General features: G+C 59.1%; 18 protein-coding genes. 11 read left to right on the top strand and 7 right to left on the bottom strand.

From position 1 onward, the window contains the following. The first annotated feature begins 131 nt into the window (after nt 1–131). The 5 genes from QZR14_RS00740 to QZR14_RS00720 all read left to right on the top strand — a co-directional run bounded on the left by QZR14_RS00740 (nt 132) and on the right by QZR14_RS00720 (nt 5,503). Nucleotides 132–1,160: a LacI family DNA-binding transcriptional regulator gene (locus tag QZR14_RS00740; RefSeq protein WP_311995602.1), complete on the top strand. Its 1,029-nt coding sequence runs from the start codon at nt 132–134 to the stop codon at nt 1,158–1,160. A gap of 175 nt (nt 1,161–1,335) precedes the next feature. Further along, nucleotides 1,336–2,118, top strand: coding sequence for a sugar phosphate isomerase/epimerase family protein (locus QZR14_RS00735; RefSeq protein ID WP_311995601.1), 783 nt, complete (start codon nt 1,336–1,338; stop codon nt 2,116–2,118). Further along, a complete protein-coding gene (locus tag QZR14_RS00730) occupies nt 2,111–3,154 on the top strand; it encodes a sugar kinase (protein WP_250605280.1) in 1,044 nt (347 codons plus the stop codon). The genes QZR14_RS00735 and QZR14_RS00730 overlap by 8 nt, the downstream gene beginning before the upstream one ends. Nucleotides 3,155–3,213: 59 nt before the next feature. Next, a complete protein-coding gene (locus QZR14_RS00725) occupies nt 3,214–4,512 on the top strand; it encodes an MFS transporter (protein WP_311995600.1) in 1,299 nt (432 codons plus the stop codon). 13 nt (nt 4,513–4,525) lie between these two features. Next, on the top strand, nt 4,526–5,503 hold the full coding sequence (locus QZR14_RS00720) for a 2-hydroxyacid dehydrogenase (RefSeq protein WP_250605281.1): 978 nt from the start codon (nt 4,526–4,528) through the stop codon (nt 5,501–5,503). A gap of 143 nt (nt 5,504–5,646) precedes the next feature. On the opposite strand, the gene QZR14_RS00715 is transcribed toward QZR14_RS00720, so the two are convergent. From QZR14_RS00715 to QZR14_RS00700, 4 genes are all read right to left on the bottom strand, one after another. Next, nucleotides 5,647–6,834, bottom strand: coding sequence for a pyridoxal phosphate-dependent aminotransferase (locus QZR14_RS00715; protein WP_311995599.1), 1,188 nt, complete (start codon nt 6,832–6,834; stop codon nt 5,647–5,649). Between the two features lie 41 nt (nt 6,835–6,875). Next, nucleotides 6,876–8,501, bottom strand: a complete 1,626-nt coding sequence (locus tag QZR14_RS00710) for a methyl-accepting chemotaxis protein (RefSeq protein ID WP_311995598.1) — start codon at nt 8,499–8,501, stop codon at nt 6,876–6,878. A gap of 308 nt (nt 8,502–8,809) precedes the next feature. After that, a complete protein-coding gene (locus QZR14_RS00705; protein WP_311995597.1) occupies nt 8,810–9,949 on the bottom strand; it encodes a glycerate kinase in 1,140 nt (379 codons plus the stop codon). Nucleotides 9,950–10,195: 246 nt separating this feature from the next. Beyond that, entirely contained in the window at nt 10,196–11,317 is a 1,122-nt protein-coding gene (locus tag QZR14_RS00700) for a sugar diacid recognition domain-containing protein (protein ID WP_311995596.1), read from the bottom strand. A gap of 171 nt (nt 11,318–11,488) precedes the next feature. Between QZR14_RS00700 and QZR14_RS00695 the strand changes: the two genes are divergently transcribed. Then, nucleotides 11,489–12,799 (top strand): MFS transporter, encoded by a 1,311-nt coding sequence (locus QZR14_RS00695; protein ID WP_311995595.1) that lies wholly within the window; start codon nt 11,489–11,491, stop codon nt 12,797–12,799. Between the two features lie 287 nt (nt 12,800–13,086). On the opposite strand, the gene QZR14_RS00690 is transcribed toward QZR14_RS00695, so the two are convergent. Then, nucleotides 13,087–13,449, bottom strand: coding sequence for a hypothetical protein (locus tag QZR14_RS00690; protein WP_311995594.1), 363 nt, complete (start codon nt 13,447–13,449; stop codon nt 13,087–13,089). 98 nt (nt 13,450–13,547) lie between these two features. Here QZR14_RS00690 and QZR14_RS00685 point away from each other — a divergent pair, with 98 nt between their 5' ends. After that, on the top strand, nt 13,548–14,474 hold the full coding sequence (locus QZR14_RS00685; RefSeq protein ID WP_250605288.1) for a LysR family transcriptional regulator: 927 nt from the start codon (nt 13,548–13,550) through the stop codon (nt 14,472–14,474). A 38-nt stretch (nt 14,475–14,512) separates the two neighbouring features. Here the strand turns inward: QZR14_RS00685 and QZR14_RS00680 are convergent, their stop codons facing one another. Further along, nucleotides 14,513–16,459, bottom strand: a complete 1,947-nt coding sequence (locus QZR14_RS00680; RefSeq protein WP_311995593.1) for an Ig-like domain-containing protein — start codon at nt 16,457–16,459, stop codon at nt 14,513–14,515. Between the two features lie 226 nt (nt 16,460–16,685). On the opposite strand from QZR14_RS00680, the gene QZR14_RS00675 reads away from it, so the two are divergent. The 4 genes from QZR14_RS00675 (at nt 16,686) to rarD (ending at nt 20,947) form a co-directional block, all read left to right on the top strand. Then, nucleotides 16,686–17,699 carry an aldo/keto reductase gene (locus tag QZR14_RS00675; RefSeq protein ID WP_250605290.1) on the top strand — a complete coding sequence of 338 codons (1,014 nt, stop codon included), beginning with the start codon at nt 16,686–16,688 and terminating at the stop codon, nt 17,697–17,699. 111 nt (nt 17,700–17,810) lie between these two features. Further along, entirely contained in the window at nt 17,811–18,935 is a 1,125-nt protein-coding gene (locus QZR14_RS00670) for an acyltransferase family protein (protein WP_311995592.1), read from the top strand. After that, nucleotides 18,821–19,927, top strand: a complete 1,107-nt coding sequence (locus QZR14_RS00665) for an SGNH hydrolase domain-containing protein (protein WP_311995591.1) — start codon at nt 18,821–18,823, stop codon at nt 19,925–19,927. The genes QZR14_RS00670 and QZR14_RS00665 overlap by 115 nt, the downstream gene beginning before the upstream one ends. Nucleotides 19,928–20,065: 138 nt before the next feature. Beyond that, entirely contained in the window at nt 20,066–20,947 is an 882-nt protein-coding gene (gene rarD / locus QZR14_RS00660; RefSeq protein ID WP_311995590.1) for an EamA family transporter RarD, read from the top strand. 145 nt (nt 20,948–21,092) lie between these two features. Here rarD and hppD read toward each other — a convergent pair whose 3' ends face one another. Further along, entirely contained in the window at nt 21,093–22,169 is a 1,077-nt protein-coding gene (gene hppD, locus QZR14_RS00655; RefSeq protein ID WP_250605293.1) for a 4-hydroxyphenylpyruvate dioxygenase, read from the bottom strand. Nucleotides 22,170–22,289 lie beyond the last annotated feature (120 nt).

Raw genomic sequence — 22,289 nt, 5'->3', positions numbered from 1 at the left:
CCCGTCGGCAACAAGTCGAAGGCAAGTGATCATTCACTTGACGAAATATTTGTTTTTGGTGTTTCCTGAAACCGGTTTCAGCACTGTTCGCAGACGCTGAACCTATAAATCCAATAATAAGGTTTCAGACCGTGAACGACTTCTCCGCCGCCCAGCGCAGCCGCGTGACCATGCTTGATGTCGCCGAACGCGCTGGGGTATCCAAAGCCAGCGTCTCGCGCTTCATCGGCGATGATCGCGCCCTGCTCTCCGATGCCATTGCGCTGCGCATCGAGCAGGCCATCAGCGAACTCGGCTATCGTCCCAATCAAATGGCCCGAGGCCTGAAACGTGGGCGTACACGCCTGATCGGCATGCTGGTGGCCGATATCCGTAACCCTTATTCGATTGCCGTCATGCACGGGGTGGAGACCGCTTGCCGTGCCCACGGCTACAGCCTGGTGGTGTGCAACACCGATCGCGATGACGAGCAGGAACGCCAGCACCTGGCGCTGTTGCGTTCGTACAACATCGAAGGGCTGATCGTGAACACGCTGGGTCATCACCGTGACGAATTGCACGAGCTGCGCCGCGAGATGCCGCTGGTGCTGGTGGATCGCAAGGTCGAAGGGCTGGACAGCGACATGGTCGGACTGAACAACCCACAAGCGGTGGAGATGGCGCTCACGCATCTGGAGCAGCGCGGTTATCGGGATCTGGTGCTGGTCACTGAACCGTATGACGGCACCAGTTCGCGGATCGAGCGGGTCAGCAGTTTTCAGGCACAGATTGCTCAGCGCTCGGTCCTGACTGGGGCGGTACTGGAAACCGGCGACGATCTGAGCGCGCAACTTCAAACCTTTCTGAACACCCCCGGTAATGGCCCGAAAGCGCTGTTTTGCGCCAATGGTGTGGCGGCGTTGGCGGCCACGTCGGTATTGCGAGTATTGGGTGTTCGGTTGTTCGAGGATGTCGGGCTGATAGCCCTGGATGATCTGGATTGGTATCCGTTGGTGGGCAGCGGGATTACCGCGCTGGCTCAGCCGACGGCAGAGATTGGCGCGCGGGCGTTTGAGTGTTTGCTCAAGCGCTTGCGTGGGGATGACGACGAGGCGCGGGTGGTGGATTTTGCGCCGGTGCTGGTGGAGCGTGGGTCGACCCGTGAAGTAGGCGGTGTCTGATCTGACGCTATCGCTGGCAAGCCAGCTCCCACAGGTTCAGAGGTGTACCAAGCCTTTGTGTACGACCCGAACACTGTGGAAGCTGGCTTGCCAGCGATGAGACCCGAAAGGACAACACAGAAGCACCTGATATTTTTTTGAACAAAAATGAAACCGGTTTCAGAGGTCAATAACAATGAATAAACCCGCCGTTTCCATCAGCCTGTCCAGCTACGGCGCCGAGCTTGTACGCCAGCGCGGGCAGGATGCTTTCATCGAGGTTCTGGCTGCGGCCGGGGCCAATCGCATTGAGTGGCGCGAGGAGCTGCTGACGCGTGAAGACCCTGCGCAACTGGCGCAGGCCACGCAGGCGCTAGGCCTGCAAAGCATCTATTCCTCCCCTACCGAACTGTGGCTGGCCGGTCAGGCGCAGCCCAATCCCGAGTTGATCACCGCACTGCAACAAGCCGAAGCGTTCGGCTCGAAATGGCTGAAAGTCTCCCTCGGCTACTTCACCGACACTAACGATCTGCAAGCCCTGGCCGAACGCCTGAAGCACACTTCAGTGCAACTGCTGGTGGAAAACGACCAGACCCTGCACGGCGGACGCATCGAACCGTTTCAGCGCTTCTTCGCGGCCGTCGAGCAGCACAACCTGCCGATCAGAATGACCTTCGACATCGGCAACTGGCAGTGGCAGGACCAATCCGCCGCCAGCGCCGCCCGCCTGCTCGGCCGGCATGTCGGTTACGTGCACTGCAAAGCCGTGGCCCGGCGCGCCGACGGCAAACTGGTCGCGGTGCCGCCGGCCGTCAGTGACCTGCATCTGTGGGAACAACTGCTGCGGCACATGGCCCAAGGCGTTATGCGCGCCGCCGAATATCCATTGCAGGGCGAGGACCTGGTGCAGCTGACCACCGAGCACGTCGCCGCCCTCGCCCGCCTCGGCCAATCGCGTCTGGAGCCAGATCATGTCTGAGATCGATATTCTCTCGTTCGGCGAAACCATGGCGATGCTGGTCGCCGAGCAGACCGGTGATCTGGCGGCAGTCGAACACTTTCACAAGCGCATCGCCGGGGCCGACAGCAATGTTGCGATCGGGCTGTCGCGCCTGGGTTTCAACGTCGCGTGGCTGAGCCGCGTCGGTAATGATTCGCTCGGGCGTTTTGTGGTCGAAACCTTGATCAAGGAAGGTCTGGATTGCAGCCACGTCGATGTCGATAAACAGCACCCGACCGGTTTCCAGTTCAAATCCCGCAACGATGACGGTAGCGACCCGCAGGTCGAGTATTTCCGGCGCGGTTCGGCGGCCAGTCATCTGTCGTCCCAGTCGATCACGGCCAGTCTGTTGAGCGCCCGCCATCTGCATGCGACTGGCATTCCTCCGGCGCTCTCGGCGTCGGCGCGGGAGATGTCCTTTGAGCTGATGACACGCATGCGCAATGCCGGGCGCAGCGTGTCGTTCGACCCCAATCTGCGTCCGAGCCTGTGGGCCAGCGAGGGCGAAATGATCCGCGAGATCAACCGTCTCGCCGCCCTCGCCCATTGGGTGCTGCCGGGGTTGAGTGAAGGTCGTTTGCTCACCGGTTTCGAAGACCCGGCGGACATTGCTGCGTTTTATCTTGATCAAGGTGCCGAAGCGGTGGCGATCAAGCTTGGCCCGCAAGGCGCTTATTACCGAACGCAGCTGGATCAGGGTTTTGTTGCCGGCGTGCCGGTGACCAATGTCGTCGATACGGTCGGTGCCGGTGACGGCTTTGCAGTGGGGATGATCAGTGCCCTGCTCGAACATCAGAGTTTTGCCGAGGCAGTGCAGCGTGCGAACTGGATTGGCAGTCGCGCGGTGCAGAGTCGGGGGGATATGGAAGGCCTTCCGACCCGGGCTGAACTCTTCAGCGAATTTGAGGCCGCCATCGCTGGCAAGCCAGCTCCCACAAGGGTTGATGTTGGCAATGCAATCTTTGACATACCCGAGATCCCTGTGGGAGCTGGCTTGCCAGCGATGAGGCCCTGACAGGCAACCGATTCATTGAACCTGCTGCGACAAAAACAACAAGCTCAGGAGCAAGACCCATGAAAACCGCAACCCTCGCCACCCGCCGTTGGTGGTACATCATGCCCATCGTGTTCATCACCTACAGCCTGGCGTATCTGGATCGCGCCAACTACGGCTTTGCCGCTGCCTCGGGTATGGCCGAAGACCTGATGATCACCCCGGGCCTGTCATCGCTGCTCGGCGCGCTGTTCTTCCTCGGGTACTTTTTCTTCCAGGTGCCGGGTGCGGTCTACGCGCAAAAACACAGCGTGAAGAAACTGATTTTCGTCAGCCTGATTCTCTGGGGCGGCCTCGCCACGTTGACCGGCGTGGTCTCCAACGCCTATTGGCTGATCGTCATCCGCTTCATGCTCGGCGTGGTCGAAGCCGCTGTAATGCCGGCGATGCTGGTGTATCTGTGCCATTGGTTTACCCGTGCCGAACGCTCGCGGGCCAACACTTTTCTGATCCTCGGCAACCCGGTGACGATGCTGTGGATGTCGGTGGTTTCGGGTTATCTGGTGCAGCATTTCAGCTGGCGCTGGATGTTCATCATCGAGGGCCTGCCGGCGGTGCTCTGGGCGTTTATCTGGTGGCGTCTGGCCGATGATCGTCCGGCGCAGGCCAAATGGCTCAATGAGCAGGAAAAGCAGGATCTGGAAAGCGCACTGGCGGCCGAACAGGTCGGCATCAAAGCGGTGAAGAACTACGCCGAGGCGTTCCGTTCGCCGAAGGTGATCATTCTCGCGCTGCAGTTTTTCTGCTGGAGCATCGGCGTTTACGGATTCGTACTGTGGCTGCCGTCGATCCTCAAGGCCGGCGCGCAAATGGACATGATCGAGGCCGGCTGGCTGTCGGCGCTGCCGTATCTGGCGGCGGTGATTGGCATGCTTGTGGTGTCGTGGGGTTCGGACAAGTTGCAGAAGCGCAAACGCTTCGTCTGGCCGCCACTGCTGATCGCATCGATCGCGTTTTACGGCTCCTACGCGCTGGGCGCAGAGCACTTCTGGTGGTCGTACACGCTGCTGGTGATTGCCGGCGCGTGCATGTACGCACCTTACGGGCCGTTCTTTGCCATCGTCCCGGAGATTCTCCCGGCCAACGTTGCCGGCGGCGCGATGGCGCTGATCAACAGCATGGGCGCACTTGGTTCGTTCGGCGGCTCGTATCTGGTCGGTTACCTGAACAGCTCCACCGGTTCGCCCGGTGCTTCGTACCTGTTGATGAGCGGCGCGTTGCTGCTGTCGGTGGTGCTGACAATTTTTCTCAAGCCCGGCGCCAGTGATCGCGTCGTCGCCAAAGCCGTCGCCACGCGTGCCGTGCCGGCGCATTCCTGAAGAGACTTTTGCCATGAAAAAACAGGTCGTGTTGTACAAGAAACTTTCACCCGCGTTGATGGCTCGTCTGCAAGAGCAGTGTGAGGTGACGCTGATCAACAGCCTCGACGCCGACGGCCTCATGCAACTGCGCGATGCCCTGCCCCGCGCCCACGGTTTACTCGGCGCCAGCCTGAAACTCGACGCAGCCTTGCTCGATCTCGCGCCGCAACTCGAAGCCATCGCCAGCGTCTCGGTCGGCGTCGATAACTACGACATCGATTACCTGAGTCAGCGCAAGATCCTCCTGAGCAACACCCCGGACGTGCTCACCGAAACCACCGCTGACACCGGTTTTGCGCTGATCCTCGCTGCCGCCCGGCGTGTAGTGGAACTGGCGAACATGGTGCGCAGCGGCCAATGGAACCGCAACATCGGCCCGGTGCATTTCGGCACCGATGTGCATGGCAAGACGCTGGGGATTATCGGCATGGGCCGTATCGGCGAAGCGCTGGCGCAGCGTGGGCATTTCGGATTCGGCATGCCGGTGATCTATCACAGCCAGTCGCGCAAACCGGCGGTCGAGGCGCGATTCGATGCGCAATACCGCAGCCTGGAAGATCTGCTCAAGCAGGCCGACTTCATTTGCCTGACCTTGCCGCTGACGGCGCAGACCGAAGGCTTGATCGGCGCCGAGCAGTTCGCGCTGATGCGCCCGGAAAGCATTTTCATCAACATCTCGCGGGGCAAGGTGGTCGATGAAGCGGCGATGATCGAGGCGCTGCGTCATCAACGGATTCGTGCGGCGGGGCTGGATGTGTTTGAGCGTGAGCCGTTGAATCATGATTCGCCGCTGTTGCAACTGAACAATGTGGTGGCGACACCGCACATGGGCTCGGCGACGCATGAGACGCGCGAGGCGATGGCGCGCTGTGCGGTGGAGAATCTGTTGGCGGCGCTGAAGGGAGAGAAACCGGCGAATCTGGTGAATCCATCGGCCTGGCAGGGCTGAAATTTTCATTGCCTGTTCTGGCCCCTTCGCTGGCAAGCCAGCTCCCACAGGGTTCTCGCGCGGACACAAATATCATGTCCACCTCAAATCACTGTGGGAGCTGGCTTGCCAGCGATGGGGCCAGTGCATGCAACACAAAACCATCAGGCACTACGCACCTGTAAAAGCTGCGCCGCACACAAGGCAATCCGCGCACAGGCATCCGCGAGTTTCACCCGATCGACCACCAAACCAATACGGATATGCCCCGCCGCACTCGGCCCGAATGCCTCACCGGCCAGCACCGACACGCCGTAACCCTCCAGCAACTGCTCGGCAAACGCCTGGGCATCCAGCCCCGTTTGGCGCACATCGACCATCACGAACATGCCGCCATCAGGACGAATCGGATAAAGCCCCGGACAATCGTGCAGACGCTCGCAGACCAGATCCCGGCGCAGGCGATACTCCTCGCGCATCTGCGTCACTTCCGGCAAATCGGTCTCCAGCGCAATCTGCGCGGCTTTCTGCACAAAATCCGGCAACCCGAACAACATGCTCAGCGACAAATTGACCAAATGCTCGGCCAGCGACTTCGGCCCGATCATCCAGCCGATGCGCCACCCGGTCATGGCGTGGGATTTCGACAGGCTGTTGATGGTTGCCGTGCGTTCGGCCATGCCCGGCAAACTCGCCGGGCTGACGTGCTGACCTTCGTAAAGCAGTTCGCTGTAGACCTCGTCGCTGATCAGCCACAAGTCATGGCGGATGCACAGCGCCGCCAGTTCTTGCCAGATCAGCAGTGACAGGCTCGCGCCGCTGGGGTTGTTCGGACTGTTGAGCAGCATGGCGCGGGTTTTCGGGGTGATGCGCGCGGCGACGTCGAGCGGGTCGACGCGAAAGCCGTTTTCCGGACGCACCGGCACGGGCACCACCGTTGCGCCGCACGCGCCAAACACGCCTTCGTAGGTGACGTACATGGGTTCGGCGACGATCACTTCATCGCCCGGATCAAGCAGACATTGCGCCACCGAATACACCGCGCATTGCGCGCCGGGCATGATGATCACGTGGTCGGCATCCACCGCTTGCCCGCTGCGCCGCCGATGGCGTTCGGCAATCAACTTGCGCAGCGCCAAACGGCCACGCACTTCGGAGTAATGGGTATCGCCAGCGAGCAAGCTGTCGATCGCGCCGTGGACAATCGGCAAAGGTGTATCGAAATCCGGGTCGCCAACGCTCAGCAGCAAGATATCGACACCCTCGGCGCGCAACTCCAGCGCTCGGTCGTGAATCTGCCAGGCCGCTGCTCCCTCCCCGGCGATTCGTTGGGTCAAGGCTGAATAGCGCATGTACGTCTCCTGATTGCGCGGTGTCCAGCCTTCACCGTATCTCAAATCACGAAACGCGCCACCATGGCATTCAAATCCACCGCCAGACGCGACAGTTCGTGAGTCGCGGCGCTGGTCTGGTTGGCCCCGGCAGCCGATTGCGTGGCCAGATCGCGGATGTTGACCAGGTTGCGGTCGACCTCGCGCGAGACTTGCGCCTGTTCTTCCGAAGCGCTCGCGATCACCAGGTTGCGTTCGTTGATCTGATGGATCGACTGGGTGATCTGCTCCAGCGCCACGCCGGCCGCGCGGGCCATTTCCAGGGTGGTCTGGGTGCGCTGATTGCTTTGCTGCATCGACGACACCGCTTCGCCGGTGCCGTTCTGGATACCGGCGACCATTTTCTCAATCTCTTGGGTCGATTGCGCGGTGCGATGGGCCAATGCCCGAACCTCGTCCGCGACCACGGCAAAACCACGCCCGGCCTCACCGGCGCGTGCGGCTTCGATTGCGGCGTTGAGCGCCAGCAGGTTGGTCTGTTCGGCGATGGCGCGGATCACATCGAGCACTTTGCCGATATCACGGCCCTGCGCGGCCAGGCCTTCGATCATGTGCGCGGTGTTCTGCACGTCATGGGTCATGGTCTGGATCGCGTCGACGGTTTTCACCACTTGATCGCGACCTTCGCGGGCGGCGTGGGTCGATTGATTCGAGGCCTCGGAGGTCGACACGGCGTTGCGCGCGACCTCTTCGACCGCGGCGGTCATCTCGTTGACCGCGGTGGCGGCTTGCTCGATTTCATTGTTCTGCTGCTGCAGGCCCCGGGAGGCTTCTTCGGTTACCGCACTAAGTTCTTCGGCAGCGGCGCCCAGTTGCGTGGCGGAGCCGGCGATCTGTTCGATGGTTTTGCGCAGGTTGCTCTGCATGGTGGCCAGTGCCTGCAGCAACTGCGTCGCTTCATCCTTGCCGTCGATTTCGATGGTTTTGCTCAGGTTGCCGTCGGCAATGGTTTGCGCAGCCAGTACGGCACGGTTCAGAGGGGTGACAATGCTGCGGGTCAGCAGCCAGGCCAGTAGCACGGTGGCCAGCGCTGCGATCACGGCAACGATGATGATCCCGGTCACGGCACTGTCGTAGTGTTCACCCGCCTTGGTGGCCGCCGTTTTCGCATCGGTCGTGTTGATTGCAATCAGCTTGTTGAGCTGCTCGCCCATCTGGTCGGTACCCTCCTTGATCCGCGTATTGATCAGGGTGCGCATCTCGTCGAGTTTGTCCTGACGCGACAGCTCAATCATCTGACTCTGCGCTTGCAGGTAGTTGTCCAGGGTGGTTGAGAAGGTCTGGTAGATTGCACGTTCTTCAGGGCCTGCCGGCAGCGCGGCATAGCTGGCCTGAGCCTTGCGCGCCTTGTCGACCAGCACGGCAATGCGCGTTTGCGCCTCTTGCAGGCTGGCCGGCTCGCGATTGACCAGTACACGGAACGACAGGATGCGCATGCGCAGGACGTTTTCCGTTACCGCACTGAGGTGAGTGACGCTGGGCAATTGCGTCGAGTCCATGTCGATCGAAGCCTGACGGATGATCGACATGCGATTGACGGCGAACACACCGAGCACGATCACCAGCAAGGCGATAAAGGCAAAACCGAGAAAGGCACGGGGCGCGATATTCAGGTTACGCAGGGACATAGTTGAGCTCTCGAAAGATAGAAACTACGAGCGTCCATGCGTCATCACTGGCCCGAGGGGGCGGGCTCAGTCCGGCGTCACTGTTTTTTAGGAAGTTTGGTGCGCGCCTGTTAGTTGTATCGGCCAGGCTTTAGGAAGATTGGGGGTCAAGAGCAACTATTTTTCCGGGTGTTACAACAATGAAACACTGGAGGATCGCTTTGTGTAGGAGCTGCCGAAGGCTGCGATCTTTTGATTTGAGCTTTTAAAAGAAAAATCAAAAGATCGCAGCCTTCGGCAGCTCCTACAGGGGTAGATCCCGATCTGGCTCAGCGCTTGGCGGCGAGCTGCCAGACGCGGGCGATGTCCGTGGCGCGTTCACGCAGCAGGCGCGGTGCTTCGGCGCAGGCCTGTTCCAACGTCATCGGCCCGCTAGTCACGGCGAATGCCGCATCGATGCCGTGTTCGTAGAGTTCTTGGTAACCCTCGCCCAAAGTACCGGCAATGACAACCACTGGCACATCATGCCGTTTGGCAATCCGCGCAACACCGAATGGGGTCTTGCCGCGCAAGGTCTGCGCATCGAATCGCCCTTCTCCGGTGATAACCAGATCGGCACCTTTGACCGCTTCGGCGAGGCCGACCAGTTCGGCGACCACTTCCACCCCGGCCTGGAATTGCGCGCCGAGAAAGGCCTTGGCTGCGAACCCCAAACCACCCGCTGCACCGCTGCCCGGTTCGTCTCGAACGTCTTTACCCAAGGCTTGCGCACACAGTTCGGCGAAGTGCGCCAACGCCTGATCGAGTTGCTGCACCTGCGCCGGCGACGCGCCTTTCTGCGGGCCGAAAATCGCTGAAGCACCGTGCGGGCCGCACAGCGGATTGTTCACGTCCGCAGCAATATCGAAACGCACCTGCGCCAGACGCGGGTCGAGTTCGCTCAGGTCCAAGCGTGCCAATTGCGCCAGTGCCAAGCCACCGGGCACCAACGCTTGATGCTGTGCATCGAACAACTTCACGCCCAGCGCCTGCATCGCCCCGGCACCACCATCGTTGGTGGCACTGCCGCCAATCGCCAGAATCACCCGTTGCGCGCCGGCATCCAGTGCCGCGCGAATCAATTCACCGGTGCCGAAAGTGCTGCTGATGCAGGCATCGCGCTGCCCCGGCGGCACCAATTGCAAGCCGCTGGCTTCAGCCATTTCAATGATTGCGGTGTGGTTGTGCGGCAACCAGCCCCACGCGGCGTCGACGGCTGTGCCCAGCGGGCCACGCACACGGGTGCGGCGCAGTTCGCCTTCGCAGGCAGCCAGAATCGATTCGACCGTGCCTTCGCCGCCATCAGCCATCGGGCATTTGATCATCGTTGCCTGCGGCCAGACCTGAGCCAGGCCGAGGGCGATGGCTTCGGCGACACCTTGGGCACTCAGGCTGTCCTTGAACGAGTCGGGGGCGATGACGATTTTCATGGGAATTCTCCGTTTGCAATGCCCCTCATGCTGCCAGTCGGCCTGCGCCTTGACGCCTGTCCGCTGCACAAGTGGCGGGGGCGTTTATTGTTCATTTTCACAAAGACAGGGAAAGTGGCGGTGAATGTTCGGCCGCCATCGCTGGCAAGCCAGCTCCCACAGGGATTGTCGGTAAACACAAATGTTGTGAACACCATCAACCTTTGTGGGAGCTGGCTTGCCAGCGATGGCGGCCTCAAAAACACCTCATGCCGAAATGTCAGTCTGGGGCAGCAGCTGCACCCCCAGATACAGCGCCAGCATCCCATCAAGCCGCAACGGATCAACCCCACTCAACTCGGCAATCCGCTCCATCCGATACCGCAAACTGTTGCGATGAATCCCCAGCGCATCGGCACACGCCTGACTCTGGCCATCGTGCTCACACCAACTGCGCAACGTCGCCAGCAATTGGCCGTTGCCGTCCTTGGCGATCACTTTACGCAACGGTTTGAGCAATTCGTCCAGCGCATCGTCATTGCGATGCCGCCACAACATCACCGGCAATCGATAGCGGTTCAGCGTCAGCAATCGCGAATGCGGTAACACTTCGCGGCCATAGGCGAGCAAGTCGCCCACACGCCGATAACAACGACGCAGCCCGGCGAGTCCATCGGCCTGCCCGCCCACGGCGATACGCAGAATCTTCCAGCCGAGGCCGTCGAGTTTTTCCAGCAAGCGATCATGCTCGACGTTTTGACTCGCCGGCCGGCACCACAACAGCGATGACTTCGCCGAACTCACGCACCAGCTATCGGGATAACGCGACGTCAGCCAGGCACTCAGCGCCTCGACGGTTTGCCCCGGCCCATGCTCAAGGCCCAGCTCGAACAGATACGGCACCCGCGTCAATTGCGGTTTGAGGCCAAGTTGCTGCGCCTCATCGACCAGACGCGGCGAATCCCCCGACTCGCTCAGCAGCAGCGCCAGCAAGTCATCACAACGTTGACGCCGCCATTGCTGCTCGGCCTGCTGATTGCGCTGGCCGACGAGCATTTCGGCGGTCATGCGCACCAGTTCGGCGTAAGTGCGCAACTGCTCCGGTTCGCCAGTGATGCCGAGTACTCCGATCAAGCGCTGATCGAGCAACAGCGGCAGGTTGATCCCCGGTTGCACGCCCTTCAAATGCACAGCGGTCTGCGCGTCGATCTCGACCACGCGACCGTTGGCCAACACCAGTTGCGCGCCTTCGTGACGGGTGTTGATGCGCTCCGGTTCGCCGCTGCCGAGGATCAGCCCCTGGCTGTCCATGACGTTGACGTTGTAGGGCAAAATGGCCATGGCCCGGTCGACGATGTCCTGGGCGAGGTCGTGATCGAGTTCGAACATAGCGGCGGCAATCCTTGATTTATGGCACTGGCGGTTGTTCACCCGCACAGGGTCTGACGGCAAACCCTGTGCGCAGGCACAAAGACAATCCAGCCAAAGGTGGCCGAGACTCTCGGGGCGATCAACGTTACCCTTTGCATCGCAAAAAATCATAATAAAGAGAGAGCCGCTATGTCGCAGAGCGCCGCAGCTACCCAGACCATCGATGACGGTAAAAACGCCGTTTATAAACGCATCACCCTGCGTTTGATCCCCTTCATTTTCATCTGCTACTTGTTCAACTACCTCGACCGGGTCAACGTTGGATTCGCCAAACTGCAGATGCTTGATGCCCTGAAATTCAGCGAAACCGTGTACGGCCTCGGTGCCGGTATCTTCTTCATCGGCTACGTGCTGTGCGGCGTGCCGAGCAATCTCGCATTGACCAAATTCGGCCCACGGCGCTGGATCGCGGTGATGATGATCACTTGGGGCACGCTGTCGACCTGCCTGTTGTTCGTCACCACCCCGACCGAGTTCTACACCCTGCGCCTGTTCACCGGTGCGGCTGAAGCCGGGTTCTTCCCGGGCGTTGTTTTGTACCTCTCGCAGTGGTTCCCGACCTTCCGCCGTGGCCGGATCATGGCGTTGTTCATGTCGGCGATCCCGGTGTCCGGCCTGCTCGGCAGCCCGTTCTCCGGCTGGATTCTCAATCACTTTGCGGCAGGCCAGGGTGGTCTGGCCGGCTGGCAGTGGATGTTTCTGCTGCAAGGCATTCCCACAGTGATCCTCGGCGCCCTCGCTTGGTTCCTGCTGAGCGACAGCTTCGCCAATGCCAAATGGCTGAGTCCGCATGAACGTGCGGTGCTTGAAGCGGATCAGGCTGAAGACCTGGCGAACAAGCCGAAATCTACCTCCGACTCGTTGCTGGCAGTGTTCAAGAACCCGACGATCTGGGCGTTCGGCCTGATCTACTTCTGCATCCAGAGCGGCGTGTACGCGATCAACTTCTGGCTGCCGTCGATCATCAAGAACCTTGGCTTCAGCGATAACCTGGTGATTGGCTGGCTGAGTGCGATTCCGTATCTGCTGGCGGCGGTGTTCATGCTGGTGGTCGGGCGTTCGGCGGACCTGCGTCAAGAGCGCCGCTGGCACTTGGTGGTGCCGATGTTGATGGGCGCGATCGGTCTGCTGATTGCGGTGAATTTCGCGGCCAACCCGGCCATAGCGATTCTGGGTTTGACCATTGCCACCATGGGCGCGCTGACTGGCCTGCCGATGTTCTGGCCGGTGCCGACGGCCATGTTGAGCGCCGGTGCTGCGGCCGGTGGGCTGGCGTTGATCAACTCGATGGGGCAGATGGCCGGGTTTCTTAGCCCGTACCTGGTGGGTTGGGTCAAGGACAGCACCGGTTCGACGGATGCGGCGTTGTATCTGCTGGCGGGGGTGATTGTTGGCGGGAGTTTGCTGGCGTTGCGCATGACGCGGACGTTGCGCGCTTGAGGTTTTGATGCACGGAAGAACGGCCCTTTTCAGGGTCGTTTTTTATTGGGGGTTTCGGCTTGGGTTTGTGTGGTGTTCTGAAGATCTTTTCCCCCTCACCCCAGCCCTCTCCCCCAAGGGGGCGAGGGGGAAAGGGAGCCGATTGCCGTGCTTTTCAAGATTTGAGTCCGACTCGGGAGAAGGGAACCGATTTTGGTGCTTTTCACGACCTGAGTTCGACTCGGTATTGCACGTCGACGTATCTCGCTCAAACACCTCGGTCAGTCTCCTCTCCCTCTGGGAGAGGGTTAGGGCTGTGCTTTGGTATCCAGTTCAATCACCAGACCACCGGGCATCTGCACAAAAATCTGCGCGATCCCCTCGCCCGGCACCTGCGCCAGTTGATACGGCAAACCGCTGTCGCGCACCCGCTGCAATACCGTTTCCGCCGGCTCATCGGTACGAAAAGCAATGTGGCTTAATTCAGTGTTATCCGGCAGTGGCCGTTCAATCACATGCACCACAGCGTGCTCATCCTGATACAGCCAACGCCCGGGAAACGGAAACGGCGGTCGACGGCCCGGCTTCAGCCCGAGCAACCGGGCGAAATCGTCCTGCAAGGTCTGGCCGTCAGCGGTATTGAACGCCAGATGATCGAATGTCCAGGTCATACGCCTCTCCTGCGATTGTTGATGAATTGCAGTATCTGCCCTTGCCAATCGCGGAAAAATCCCGCAAAAACGCAAAGATCTTTAAAGGATTTTTAGTAATGAGCTCGATTCTCGATCTGGAGATCTTCGTCCGTGTCGCCGATGCCGGCAGCATTTCTGCCGCCGCCCGCGCCCTGGAGCTGACCCCGGCCGCCGCCAGTATTGCGTTGAAGCGCCTGGAAACCCGCCTCGGGATCCGTTTATTCGCACGCTCCACGCGCAGCATTCGGCTGACCGAGGAAGGTCGGCGTTATCTTGAAAGCGTGCGTCTGGCGCTGGCGGCACTCGCCGAGGGCGAGCAGGCCCTCAGGCAGCAAAGCGCAGGGTTGAGCGGCGTGTTGCAACTGGCTGCGCCGTCGGACTTCGGACGCAACGTGCTGTTGCCTTGGCTCGACGATTTCAAGCGCGAGCACCCTAATATTCAACTGCAGCTGTTGCTCAACGACCGGCATGCCGATCTGTTCCGCGAGACTGTCGATGTGGCGTTGCGCTTCGGCGTGCCGAGCGATTCGACGCTAGTGGCGTTACCGATTCTGCCGCAACACCGGCGCGTTGCCTGTGCCAGTCCTGACTATCTGGCGCGCCACGGCACCCCGCAACATCCCGGCGAACTCAGCGAGCACAGCGCCCTGCTCTATCTGCGCAATGGCCGCCCCTACAACAGCTGGCGTTTCAGTCGCGGCGATGAAACGCTGGAAGTGGAAGTCCACGGCGACTATCTGAGCGATGACGGTGATGTCGCCCGACGCTGGGCGCTGGCCGGGCATGGCATCGCTTACAAAGCCTGGCTCGACATCGCTGAAGATGTCCGTGCCGGAAGGTTGCTGACGCTGTTCGATGGCTGGCGAGGTGAAAGTGCGCCGTTCAATTTGCTGTGCCCGCATCGGGTGCAGGTGTCGGAACGAGTCAGGGTGTTGCAGGGGTTTCTGCAACAGCGCTGCGCAGAGCTGAATCGACAAATCACTTTGCCCCGTAGCTTGCTTTGATCGTTTCCGACCGGGAGGACGATCAAAGCAATACTGAACTACAGAGGTAGGAGGCACCACGATGTGAGTACATTACGCCCCGGAGAACCAAAAAAGCTCATATCTGGCCGCATATAAATATAGTAGCTACCGCCTAAATAACACGTATTTACATGCTCAGGGATGGATGGAAAATAGACACGTCGTATGTCTCTAGTGAAGGTTGAACTATAAACATGCATCCCACCTAGCGTATGCATCCAAGCAATTGCATCATCCGCCCGAAGCTTTTCAGCACTGATCCGCAATTGAAAAACATTCGTAACCCCCACCAGGTAACTAACTGTCTCACCCTCCTGATCCGTAACATATATTGTCGCCACACCCTGCTTGAGTCCAGTCACCTTACCTGCCGCAGTCACCGGCACAGTCAACGGATCCGAAGACGCATAGTCATACGGCGGAACCCCACCCGTCGGCACACGAAAACCCGTATTGCCAAGCGAATCCTCACCGGTTTTCGGCCACTGAGGAATCTTCACCGAGAACCCGTCCAGCTTCATCTGTGTCCGGTCGATGCTGAGCGCCAACCGTTGAAACCGCCATGGATCCGACTCAAATTGATTCCCGGTTTTTTCTTTCACAGTAAAGCTGTGCTGCCCCACCGCAATCGGTAGCAACTTGCTCTGCCACTTATAATTCGATCCGGTTTGAATCTCCTCAATAAACGCCTCGCCATCAAAAACCCGCAACACCATCCCCGCCAGCGCAGAACCCGACAACACCACTTTATTGTCCGAAACCGTGCCGCCGTTCTGCACGTCCGCTCCGGACGAGTTCTTAACTTCCAAAATAACGGGCTTCACAATCACCCGTGCCCGTGCAACTTTCGATGTTGCAATAACGACTCCCCCACGTATTTGCTCATACAACACAGCGACCACACTGTCGCCAATGACCTTGGCATTGGGAATCATCAACCGGTGCACAAAAGGAAGCCTGCCGACCAACTGGTCAACCGTATGTGCGACAACGGGTCCGCTACTCGGCGTCGCGGTGTATTTCACGCGGACAGTGTCGTTGGTGGCCCAAAGAGGTTCCAGGACATGCACCTGGATGGTCAGATCCTTATTGCCCAGTTTGTTCAGGTCAATGGTCTCCGGCGCGTCGTACGGGTCATCCGGGTCTTCGGCAATATCGGGAGCGGCCATCCGTGTGCCCTTGAGATCAACAACAACGCGGATCGCCGCCGACCATGGTGAATTCAGATCGGCTCCGTTGCCAATCTGGTCGAACACCGTATAGGTGAAAGAGAACTGGGGATGATCGCCTGCCGCCTCCAGATCGGCTTTTTGCAATAGACGCCCAATGCGAGTGGGCGTACTGGTCGGTGTCGCCGGGGCCTCGTCCGGATGTACCTCCCACCCAACATCATGACCGTTACAGTTGAGCACAATCCGGTCGTACGGCCGGCAATAGGGATAGGAGAACCAGACCTGCACGCCCTGTGCTGCACGATCGGCATCGATACCGTTTTCCAGCACATCCCGAGGCAGTCCCAACTCGAGTTCGGAGTGTCCTTCATCGCCGTTCTGGTCTTCCATCCCCGGGCGAACGGCGTTGTACAGAATCGTCACTGGCGGCTCGTAGGTTTCTTCAGGGCTGGTGGTGCGCTCGACGGAGTAATTGAGCTTATTGACGAACCCCGGATCGGATCTCAGCAGGTTTTTGGGAATATGCAGGGTTACTGCGTCATCCGTGGATTGGGATTGCTGGCTGTCGACCCGCATGATGCCGTTCACATGAATTCTGAAAGTAGTGCCTGGCTGCTGACCAAGAACCGGATTGATAATGACTGTCGCACCATTCGGTCGCAGATCATAAAACGCCTTGGCGATACCGCAGTCGGCACCGGCCACAGATGTATTGCTGTCCGGAAGCTGCGGCGCGTAGAGGGTTACCACGGCGTCCTCGGGCAAAACCTCATCGAAAGACTGTGTGTTCATGAAAGCGCTCCTGATTTTAAGAAAAGACAGAGCCTTTTTCGACAAGGCTCCCGTCGAGGATCAGGCCTGAGCGGCCACTGATCTGCCTACTGTCAGATCTGACAGTCACGACGAATGGTCACCTTTCGCTGGGGTTGAGAAAGGCAGTTTCTGGACAAAACGGTTGGCCGTATTCAGCGCTTCTGGTATTTGATTAACCCCTTCCCACCGACAAAAGGATTTCGGCATGAGCTTTCGCACACTCGGGCACTCGGGGTTGCAGGTATCTACCCTCACCCTCGGTACGATGATGTTTGGCGAGCAGACCAGCGCAGACGACTCCGTGCGCATCATCAATAAGGCCTGGGATCAGGGCATCAACTTCATCGATACCGCCGATGTCTACACCAACGGCCGTTCCGAAGAGATTGTCGGTGAGGCGATTGCCCGGCATCGGCATGAATGGGTGCTGGCGACCAAGGTCGGTTTCGGCCCGGTGGACGGCGTGCCGAACCGCAGTGGCTTGAGCCGCAAACATATCTTCAATGGCATCGATGCCAGCCTGACCCGGCTCGGCACCGACTATCTCGACATTTATTACCTGCACCGCGAAGACCACAACACTCCGCTGGAAGTGAGTGTGTCGGCGATTGGCGATTTGATCCGTCAGGGCAAGATTCGCTATTGGGGTTTGTCGAACTATCGCGGCTGGCGGATTGCCGAGGTGATCCGCATCGCCGATAAACTCGGCGTTGATCGTCCGGTGATCAGCCAGCCGCTGTACAACATCGTTAACCGTCAGGCCGAGACCGAGCAGATCACAGCGGCGCAAAGCTATGGCCTTGGCGTGGTGCCTTACAGCCCGCTGGCCCGCGGCGTGCTCAGTGGCAAGTACGCGCCAGATGTCCAACCGGACGCCAACAGCCGCGCCGGGCGTCAGGACAAGCGCATTCTGGAAACCGAGTGGCGCGTCGAGTCACTGCGCATTGCCCAGCAGATTCAGCAGTACACCGAGCAGCGCGGTGTCGGGATTGTAGAGTTTGCGATCGCTTGGGTATTGAACAACACTGCCGTGACGTCGGCGATCGTCGGCCCGCGGACAGAGCAACAATGGGATGCGTACACCAAGGCGCAGGCCGTGAAGATCACCGCTGAAGATGAGGCATTTATCGATTCGCTGGTCACGCCGGGGCACTCATCGACACCGGGGTTCAACGATGTGAGTCATTTTGTGTCGGGGCGTAAACCGCACCAGGCCTGATCTTGCCCGTCTCCCTTCAACAGCCGACACCCTCGGCTGTTTTTCCATCGGATCAAGCGCGATCAAACGGAATGAAAGATTGATCGTTCAGAAATAACCAAGGACTGATAAATGCTCAATCGCCCCGTTGAGGTATCCAGCAAGCCTTTGCGCGGGCTGCTGTTCAAATGGCTTGGCGATAAAAAGCCGGGCGAGGCCACAGCGTCGGAAACGAACGCGACGACCGGCGAGCGCAAACCATCGATTGCCTACCGTGCGGATATTGACGGCCTGCGCGCAATCGCCGTGTTGCTGGTGTTGATTTTCCACGGCGGCCTGGCGTTTTTCCCGTCAGGTTTTATTGGTGTCGATATCTTCTTCGTGATCTCGGGTTATCTGACGACCGCAATCATCATGAAATCGCTGAACAACGGCACATTCACGTTCTCGGGTTTCTACACGCGGCGGATCTGGCGCTTGCAACCGGCCGTGATTGCGCTGCTGCTCGTCACGCTGATAGTCACCACGCTGCTGTATTTGCCCGATGACTATGTCGACTTTCTCAAAAGCGAAAAGTACACGTCGTTAATCATCTCCAACCAATACTTTTCCAAAGTGACAACAGGTTACGCCACGCCCGATGCGGCGAGTCTGCCACTGCTGCACACCTGGTCACTGGCCATCGAATGGCAGTGGTATCTGGCCCTGCCGCTGGGCCTCTGGTTGCTTCACCGCTATCTGGCAAAACATCTTTTCAAAACGGCAGTGCTCGGCTTGACCCTGGCGGCAATGGCACTCGCGCTGTATCTGTCTTACGCCGTTCCGGATAAAAACTACTACTTCTTCACCGCGCGAATTTTCGAGTTGATGATCGGCTCCTGTGCGGTCATCTTCAGTTCGGAGAAGTTCAGATTCAATCGCCTGAGCGCTACGCTGCTCTGTGCACTTGCGCTGGCGACGATCATCTACTGCGCCACTCGGGACGATATCCTGCCGGGGTTTCCGCAATACCATGCCATTGCCGTGTGCCTCGCCACGGCTGCGTTGCTGTTCCAGGGTATTGGCGATGCGAGCATTACCTCGAAACTGCTGGCCTTCAAACCGCTGGTGTTTATCGGCACGCTCTCGTATTCCTTGTACCTGTGGCACTGGCCGATCCTGGCGGTGATGAACTACATGGGTGTCGCGCTTACGCCGCCGATGACACTGGTTTACTTCGTATCCACATTCCTCACGCCTGGCTCTGCTATGCGCTGATTGAAAACCGCTTTCGAAAGGCCAGGCTCGGCTTTGCCAAAACGCTGCTTGTGCTGATGATCGTGCCGGCTATCGGCCTGTCGTTGCTCCACGCTGCCAGCGTCAGGCATGAAGGCTGGCCGAACCGCTTCAACCAGGCCTACAACAGCGTGTTCGATGGATTGAAAGCGTCTGTTCCGGCCAATCGAGAGGGATGCCTGGGTGTCAGCGATGGCGCCGACCCACGCTGTCTATCGGGCGCCGCGCAGGCTGCCCCACAAATCTTGCTGATGGGCGATTCGTTTTCGAACCACTACTGGGGCTTTGTTGAAACACTGGCCAGGGATGCCAACCTTGCAGTACTCACGCAGGGCTACCCGGCGTGCCTGGCCTTGCCCGGGATCTACCTCTATGACGAGAGTAAATACACGAACGGGCTGTATCAAAAATGCCACAACGCCACTCAACGCTATTACGACATGATCGCGAAGCTGCATTTCAAGTATGTGATCGTGGGTCAATTCTGGGAGGCTTATCTGGACGATGACATCGTCACCAGACTGGACGACCCTCGCAGCCCGGAACTGTCGCAACAACGCCTCGGCGTAGCGATCCGCAAGGCGCTGGACAAGATTATCGAGTCAGGTGCGACGCCGGTCTTTCTGGAAAACACATTGCCCATGCCTGCGGGGATCAACACCTGCCTCTTACAGCAGGTCAAATTGCGCGGTTTGATGGGCAGTGCCGAGCAAAGCAGCCTCTGCGCCACCGCGCCTTGGTCAGGGACAAAAGAGCCGGTAGTGGAAAAACTCTTCAATGAACTGAAGCGTGAATATCCTTCGTTGATCGTCATTGATCCGAAAATCGTGCAATGCAAAGACGATGCGTGCATGACCACCGTCGACGGTTTGCCGGTCTATCGTGACATTGGTCATGTCACCGATTACGCCTCCTACAAGTTCGGCGAGATGTATCTCATGCGCTTCGGTAATCCGTTGAAGGCGGGTCAGTGATGTTTTACGCACACTGACTACGCTTGTGCTGACGTTGCGTATGCGAGGATGTGGGAAATATTGAGCATCTGCCCAATATTCAGCACAAAAACCACGTATCCTTCGCGCCCCGTTTGACCATCAACCCGCGAGGACAGTTTGTCTAAAGGTATCGCTCTATCGGTTTCGGCCTCGGTGCTGTTTGCCGTCATGTATTACTACACCTCGTTGCTCACACCGTTGAGCGGCGTGGAAATCTTTGGCTGGCGGATGCTCCTGACCGTGCCTTGCATGACGGTGTTCATGCTGGTATCCGGGGAATGGCGGCGGGTGCTCGAGCTGGTTCGATTGATGGCGGCGAAGCCGAAATTGATCGCAGGCCTGCTTGTTTCCGCTGCCCTGCTCGGCGTGCAACTGTGGCTGTTCATGTGGGCGCCACTCAACGGCTACAGCCTCGACGTGTCACTGGGCTACTTCCTGCTGCCACTGGCGATGGTGCTGACCGGGCGGATTGCCTACGGCGAGAGCCTGTCGCACCTGCAAAAGATCGCGGTGTTCTTCGCCACGCTGGGCGTTTTGAACGAGCTGTATCAGGTCGGCGGATTTTCCTGGGCAACACTGGTGGTCGTGGTTGGTTACCCGCTGTACTTCGTGCTGCGCAAATACCTGAAGACCGACAACCTCGGCGGCTTGTGGGTGGACATGAGCCTGATGCTGCCGGTGGCGTACTGGTTTGTGCAGGGTGGCGAGCAAGGCTTCGGCGTGTTCGATCAGTACCCGGGGCTGATGTGGCTGATTCCGTTGCTGGGGTTGATCAGTGCGTCGGCATTGGTGGTGTACATCATTGCCAGCCGTTTGCTGCCGTTCAGTCTGTTTGGCTTGTTGAGTTATGTTGAGCCGGTGTTGTTGCTCGGCGTGGCGTTGTTGCTCGGTGAGAGCATCAAGTCCGGGGAGTGGCTGACGTATATTCCGATCTGGCTGGCGGTTGTGGTGCTGGTCTTCGAAGGTTTCAAACACCTGACGCGGCAACGCCGTCCTTAAAAGCAAAAGATCGCAGCCTGCGGCAGCTCCTACATTTGGAATGCGTTTTTCCTGTAGGAGCTGCCGCAGGCTGCGATCTTTTGATCTTGAAAAAAATCCCGGCCCTGCATCTCTGCAGGCCGGGATTTTTCATTTCAGTGGCGGATTACTCAGTGGCAAGCACACCACGGCGCACCTGATCGCGCTCGATCGACTCGAACAGGGCCTTGAAGTTACCCTCGCCGAAACCATCATCGCCTTTACGCTGGATGAATTCGAAGAACACAGGGCCCATCAGGGTTTCCGAGAAGATCTGCAGCAGCAGGCGCTTGTCGCCCTGCTCCGAGGCACCGTCAAGCAGGATGCCGCGCGATTGCAGTTGATCAACCGGCTCGCCGTGGTTCGGCAGACGACCTTCGAGCATTTCGTAGTAGGTATCTGGCGGCGCGGTCATGAAGCGCATGCCGATCTTCTTCAACTGATCCCAGGTCTTGATCAGGTCGTCGGTGAGGAACGCGACGTGCTGGATGCCCTCGCCGTTGAACTGCATCAGGAATTCTTCGATCTGGCCCGCGCCCTTGGACGACTCTTCGTTCAACGGGATGCGGATCATGCCGTCCGGAGCGGTCATCGCTTTCGAGGTCAGGCCGGTGTACTCGCCCTTGATGTCGAAGTAACGGATTTCGCGGAAGTTGAACAGTTTCTCGTAGAAGTTTGCCCAATAGGCCATGCGACCGCGATAGACGTTGTGGGTCAGGTGATCGATGATCTTCAGGCCGGCACCGACCGGGTTGCGATCAACACCTTCGATAAACACGAAGTCGATGTCATAGATCGAGCTGCCTTCGCCGAAACGGTCGATCAGGTACAGCGGCGCGCCGCCAATGCCTTTGATCGCCGGCAGGTTCAGCTCCATCGGACCGGTTTCGATATGGATCGGCTGGGCGCCAAGTTCCAGTGCGCGCTTGTAGGCTTTCTGCGAATCCTTGACGCGGAACGCCATGCCACACACGGACGGGCCGTGCTCGGCGGCGAAGTACGAGGCCACGCTGTTCGGTTCGTTGTTGAGGATCAGGTTTATCGCGCCCTGACGGTACAGGTGCACGTTCTTGGAGCGGTGGGTAGCGACTTTGGTGAAGCCCATGATCTCGAAGATCGGCTCCAGGGTGCCCGGCACCGGCGATGCGAGCTCGATGAATTCAAAGCCCATCAGGCCCATTGGGTTTTCGTATAAATCTGCCATGGTGGCGCCTCATCATTTCTTGTCAATTAACCAGGGTTATTTGTCAGTCATGCGAGGACGGTGGGTGGCGCACAGGAGATGCCACGCACACTGCGGGCGAGGAAGTCACCGTAGATCAGT

The sequence above is a fragment of the Pseudomonas sp. rhizo66 genome, assembly GCF_031931925.1.
Lineage (GTDB): Bacteria > Pseudomonadota > Gammaproteobacteria > Pseudomonadales > Pseudomonadaceae > Aquipseudomonas.
The sequence above is the reverse complement of the archived record's forward strand: the minus strand, read 5'-3'. Positions and strand labels throughout refer to the sequence as shown.

What these genes read in the sequence shown, in the direction of transcription:
- QZR14_RS00735 (WP_311995601.1), top strand. Translation starts at nt 1,336, where the DNA reads ATGAATAAACCCGCCGTTTCCATCAGCCTGTCCAGCTACGGCGCCGAG.
- QZR14_RS00730 (WP_250605280.1), top strand. Translation starts at nt 2,111, where the DNA reads ATGTCTGAGATCGATATTCTCTCGTTCGGCGAAACCATGGCGATGCTG.
- QZR14_RS00725 (WP_311995600.1), top strand. Translation starts at nt 3,214, where the DNA reads ATGAAAACCGCAACCCTCGCCACCCGCCGTTGGTGGTACATCATGCCC.
- QZR14_RS00720 (WP_250605281.1), top strand. Translation starts at nt 4,526, where the DNA reads ATGAAAAAACAGGTCGTGTTGTACAAGAAACTTTCACCCGCGTTGATG.
- QZR14_RS00715 (WP_311995599.1), bottom strand. Translation starts at nt 6,834, where the DNA reads ATGCGCTATTCAGCCTTGACCCAACGAATCGCCGGGGAGGGAGCAGCG.
- QZR14_RS00710 (WP_311995598.1), bottom strand. Translation starts at nt 8,501, where the DNA reads ATGTCCCTGCGTAACCTGAATATCGCGCCCCGTGCCTTTCTCGGTTTT.
- QZR14_RS00705 (WP_311995597.1), bottom strand. Translation starts at nt 9,949, where the DNA reads ATGAAAATCGTCATCGCCCCCGACTCGTTCAAGGACAGCCTGAGTGCC.
- QZR14_RS00700 (WP_311995596.1), bottom strand. Translation starts at nt 11,317, where the DNA reads ATGTTCGAACTCGATCACGACCTCGCCCAGGACATCGTCGACCGGGCC.
- QZR14_RS00695 (WP_311995595.1), top strand. Translation starts at nt 11,489, where the DNA reads ATGTCGCAGAGCGCCGCAGCTACCCAGACCATCGATGACGGTAAAAAC.
- QZR14_RS00690 (WP_311995594.1), bottom strand. Translation starts at nt 13,449, where the DNA reads ATGACCTGGACATTCGATCATCTGGCGTTCAATACCGCTGACGGCCAG.
- QZR14_RS00685 (WP_250605288.1), top strand. Translation starts at nt 13,548, where the DNA reads ATGAGCTCGATTCTCGATCTGGAGATCTTCGTCCGTGTCGCCGATGCC.
- QZR14_RS00680 (WP_311995593.1), bottom strand. Translation starts at nt 16,459, where the DNA reads ATGAACACACAGTCTTTCGATGAGGTTTTGCCCGAGGACGCCGTGGTA.
- QZR14_RS00675 (WP_250605290.1), top strand. Translation starts at nt 16,686, where the DNA reads ATGAGCTTTCGCACACTCGGGCACTCGGGGTTGCAGGTATCTACCCTC.
- QZR14_RS00670 (WP_311995592.1), top strand. Translation starts at nt 17,811, where the DNA reads ATGCTCAATCGCCCCGTTGAGGTATCCAGCAAGCCTTTGCGCGGGCTG.
- hppD (WP_250605293.1), bottom strand. Translation starts at nt 22,169, where the DNA reads ATGGCAGATTTATACGAAAACCCAATGGGCCTGATGGGCTTTGAATTC.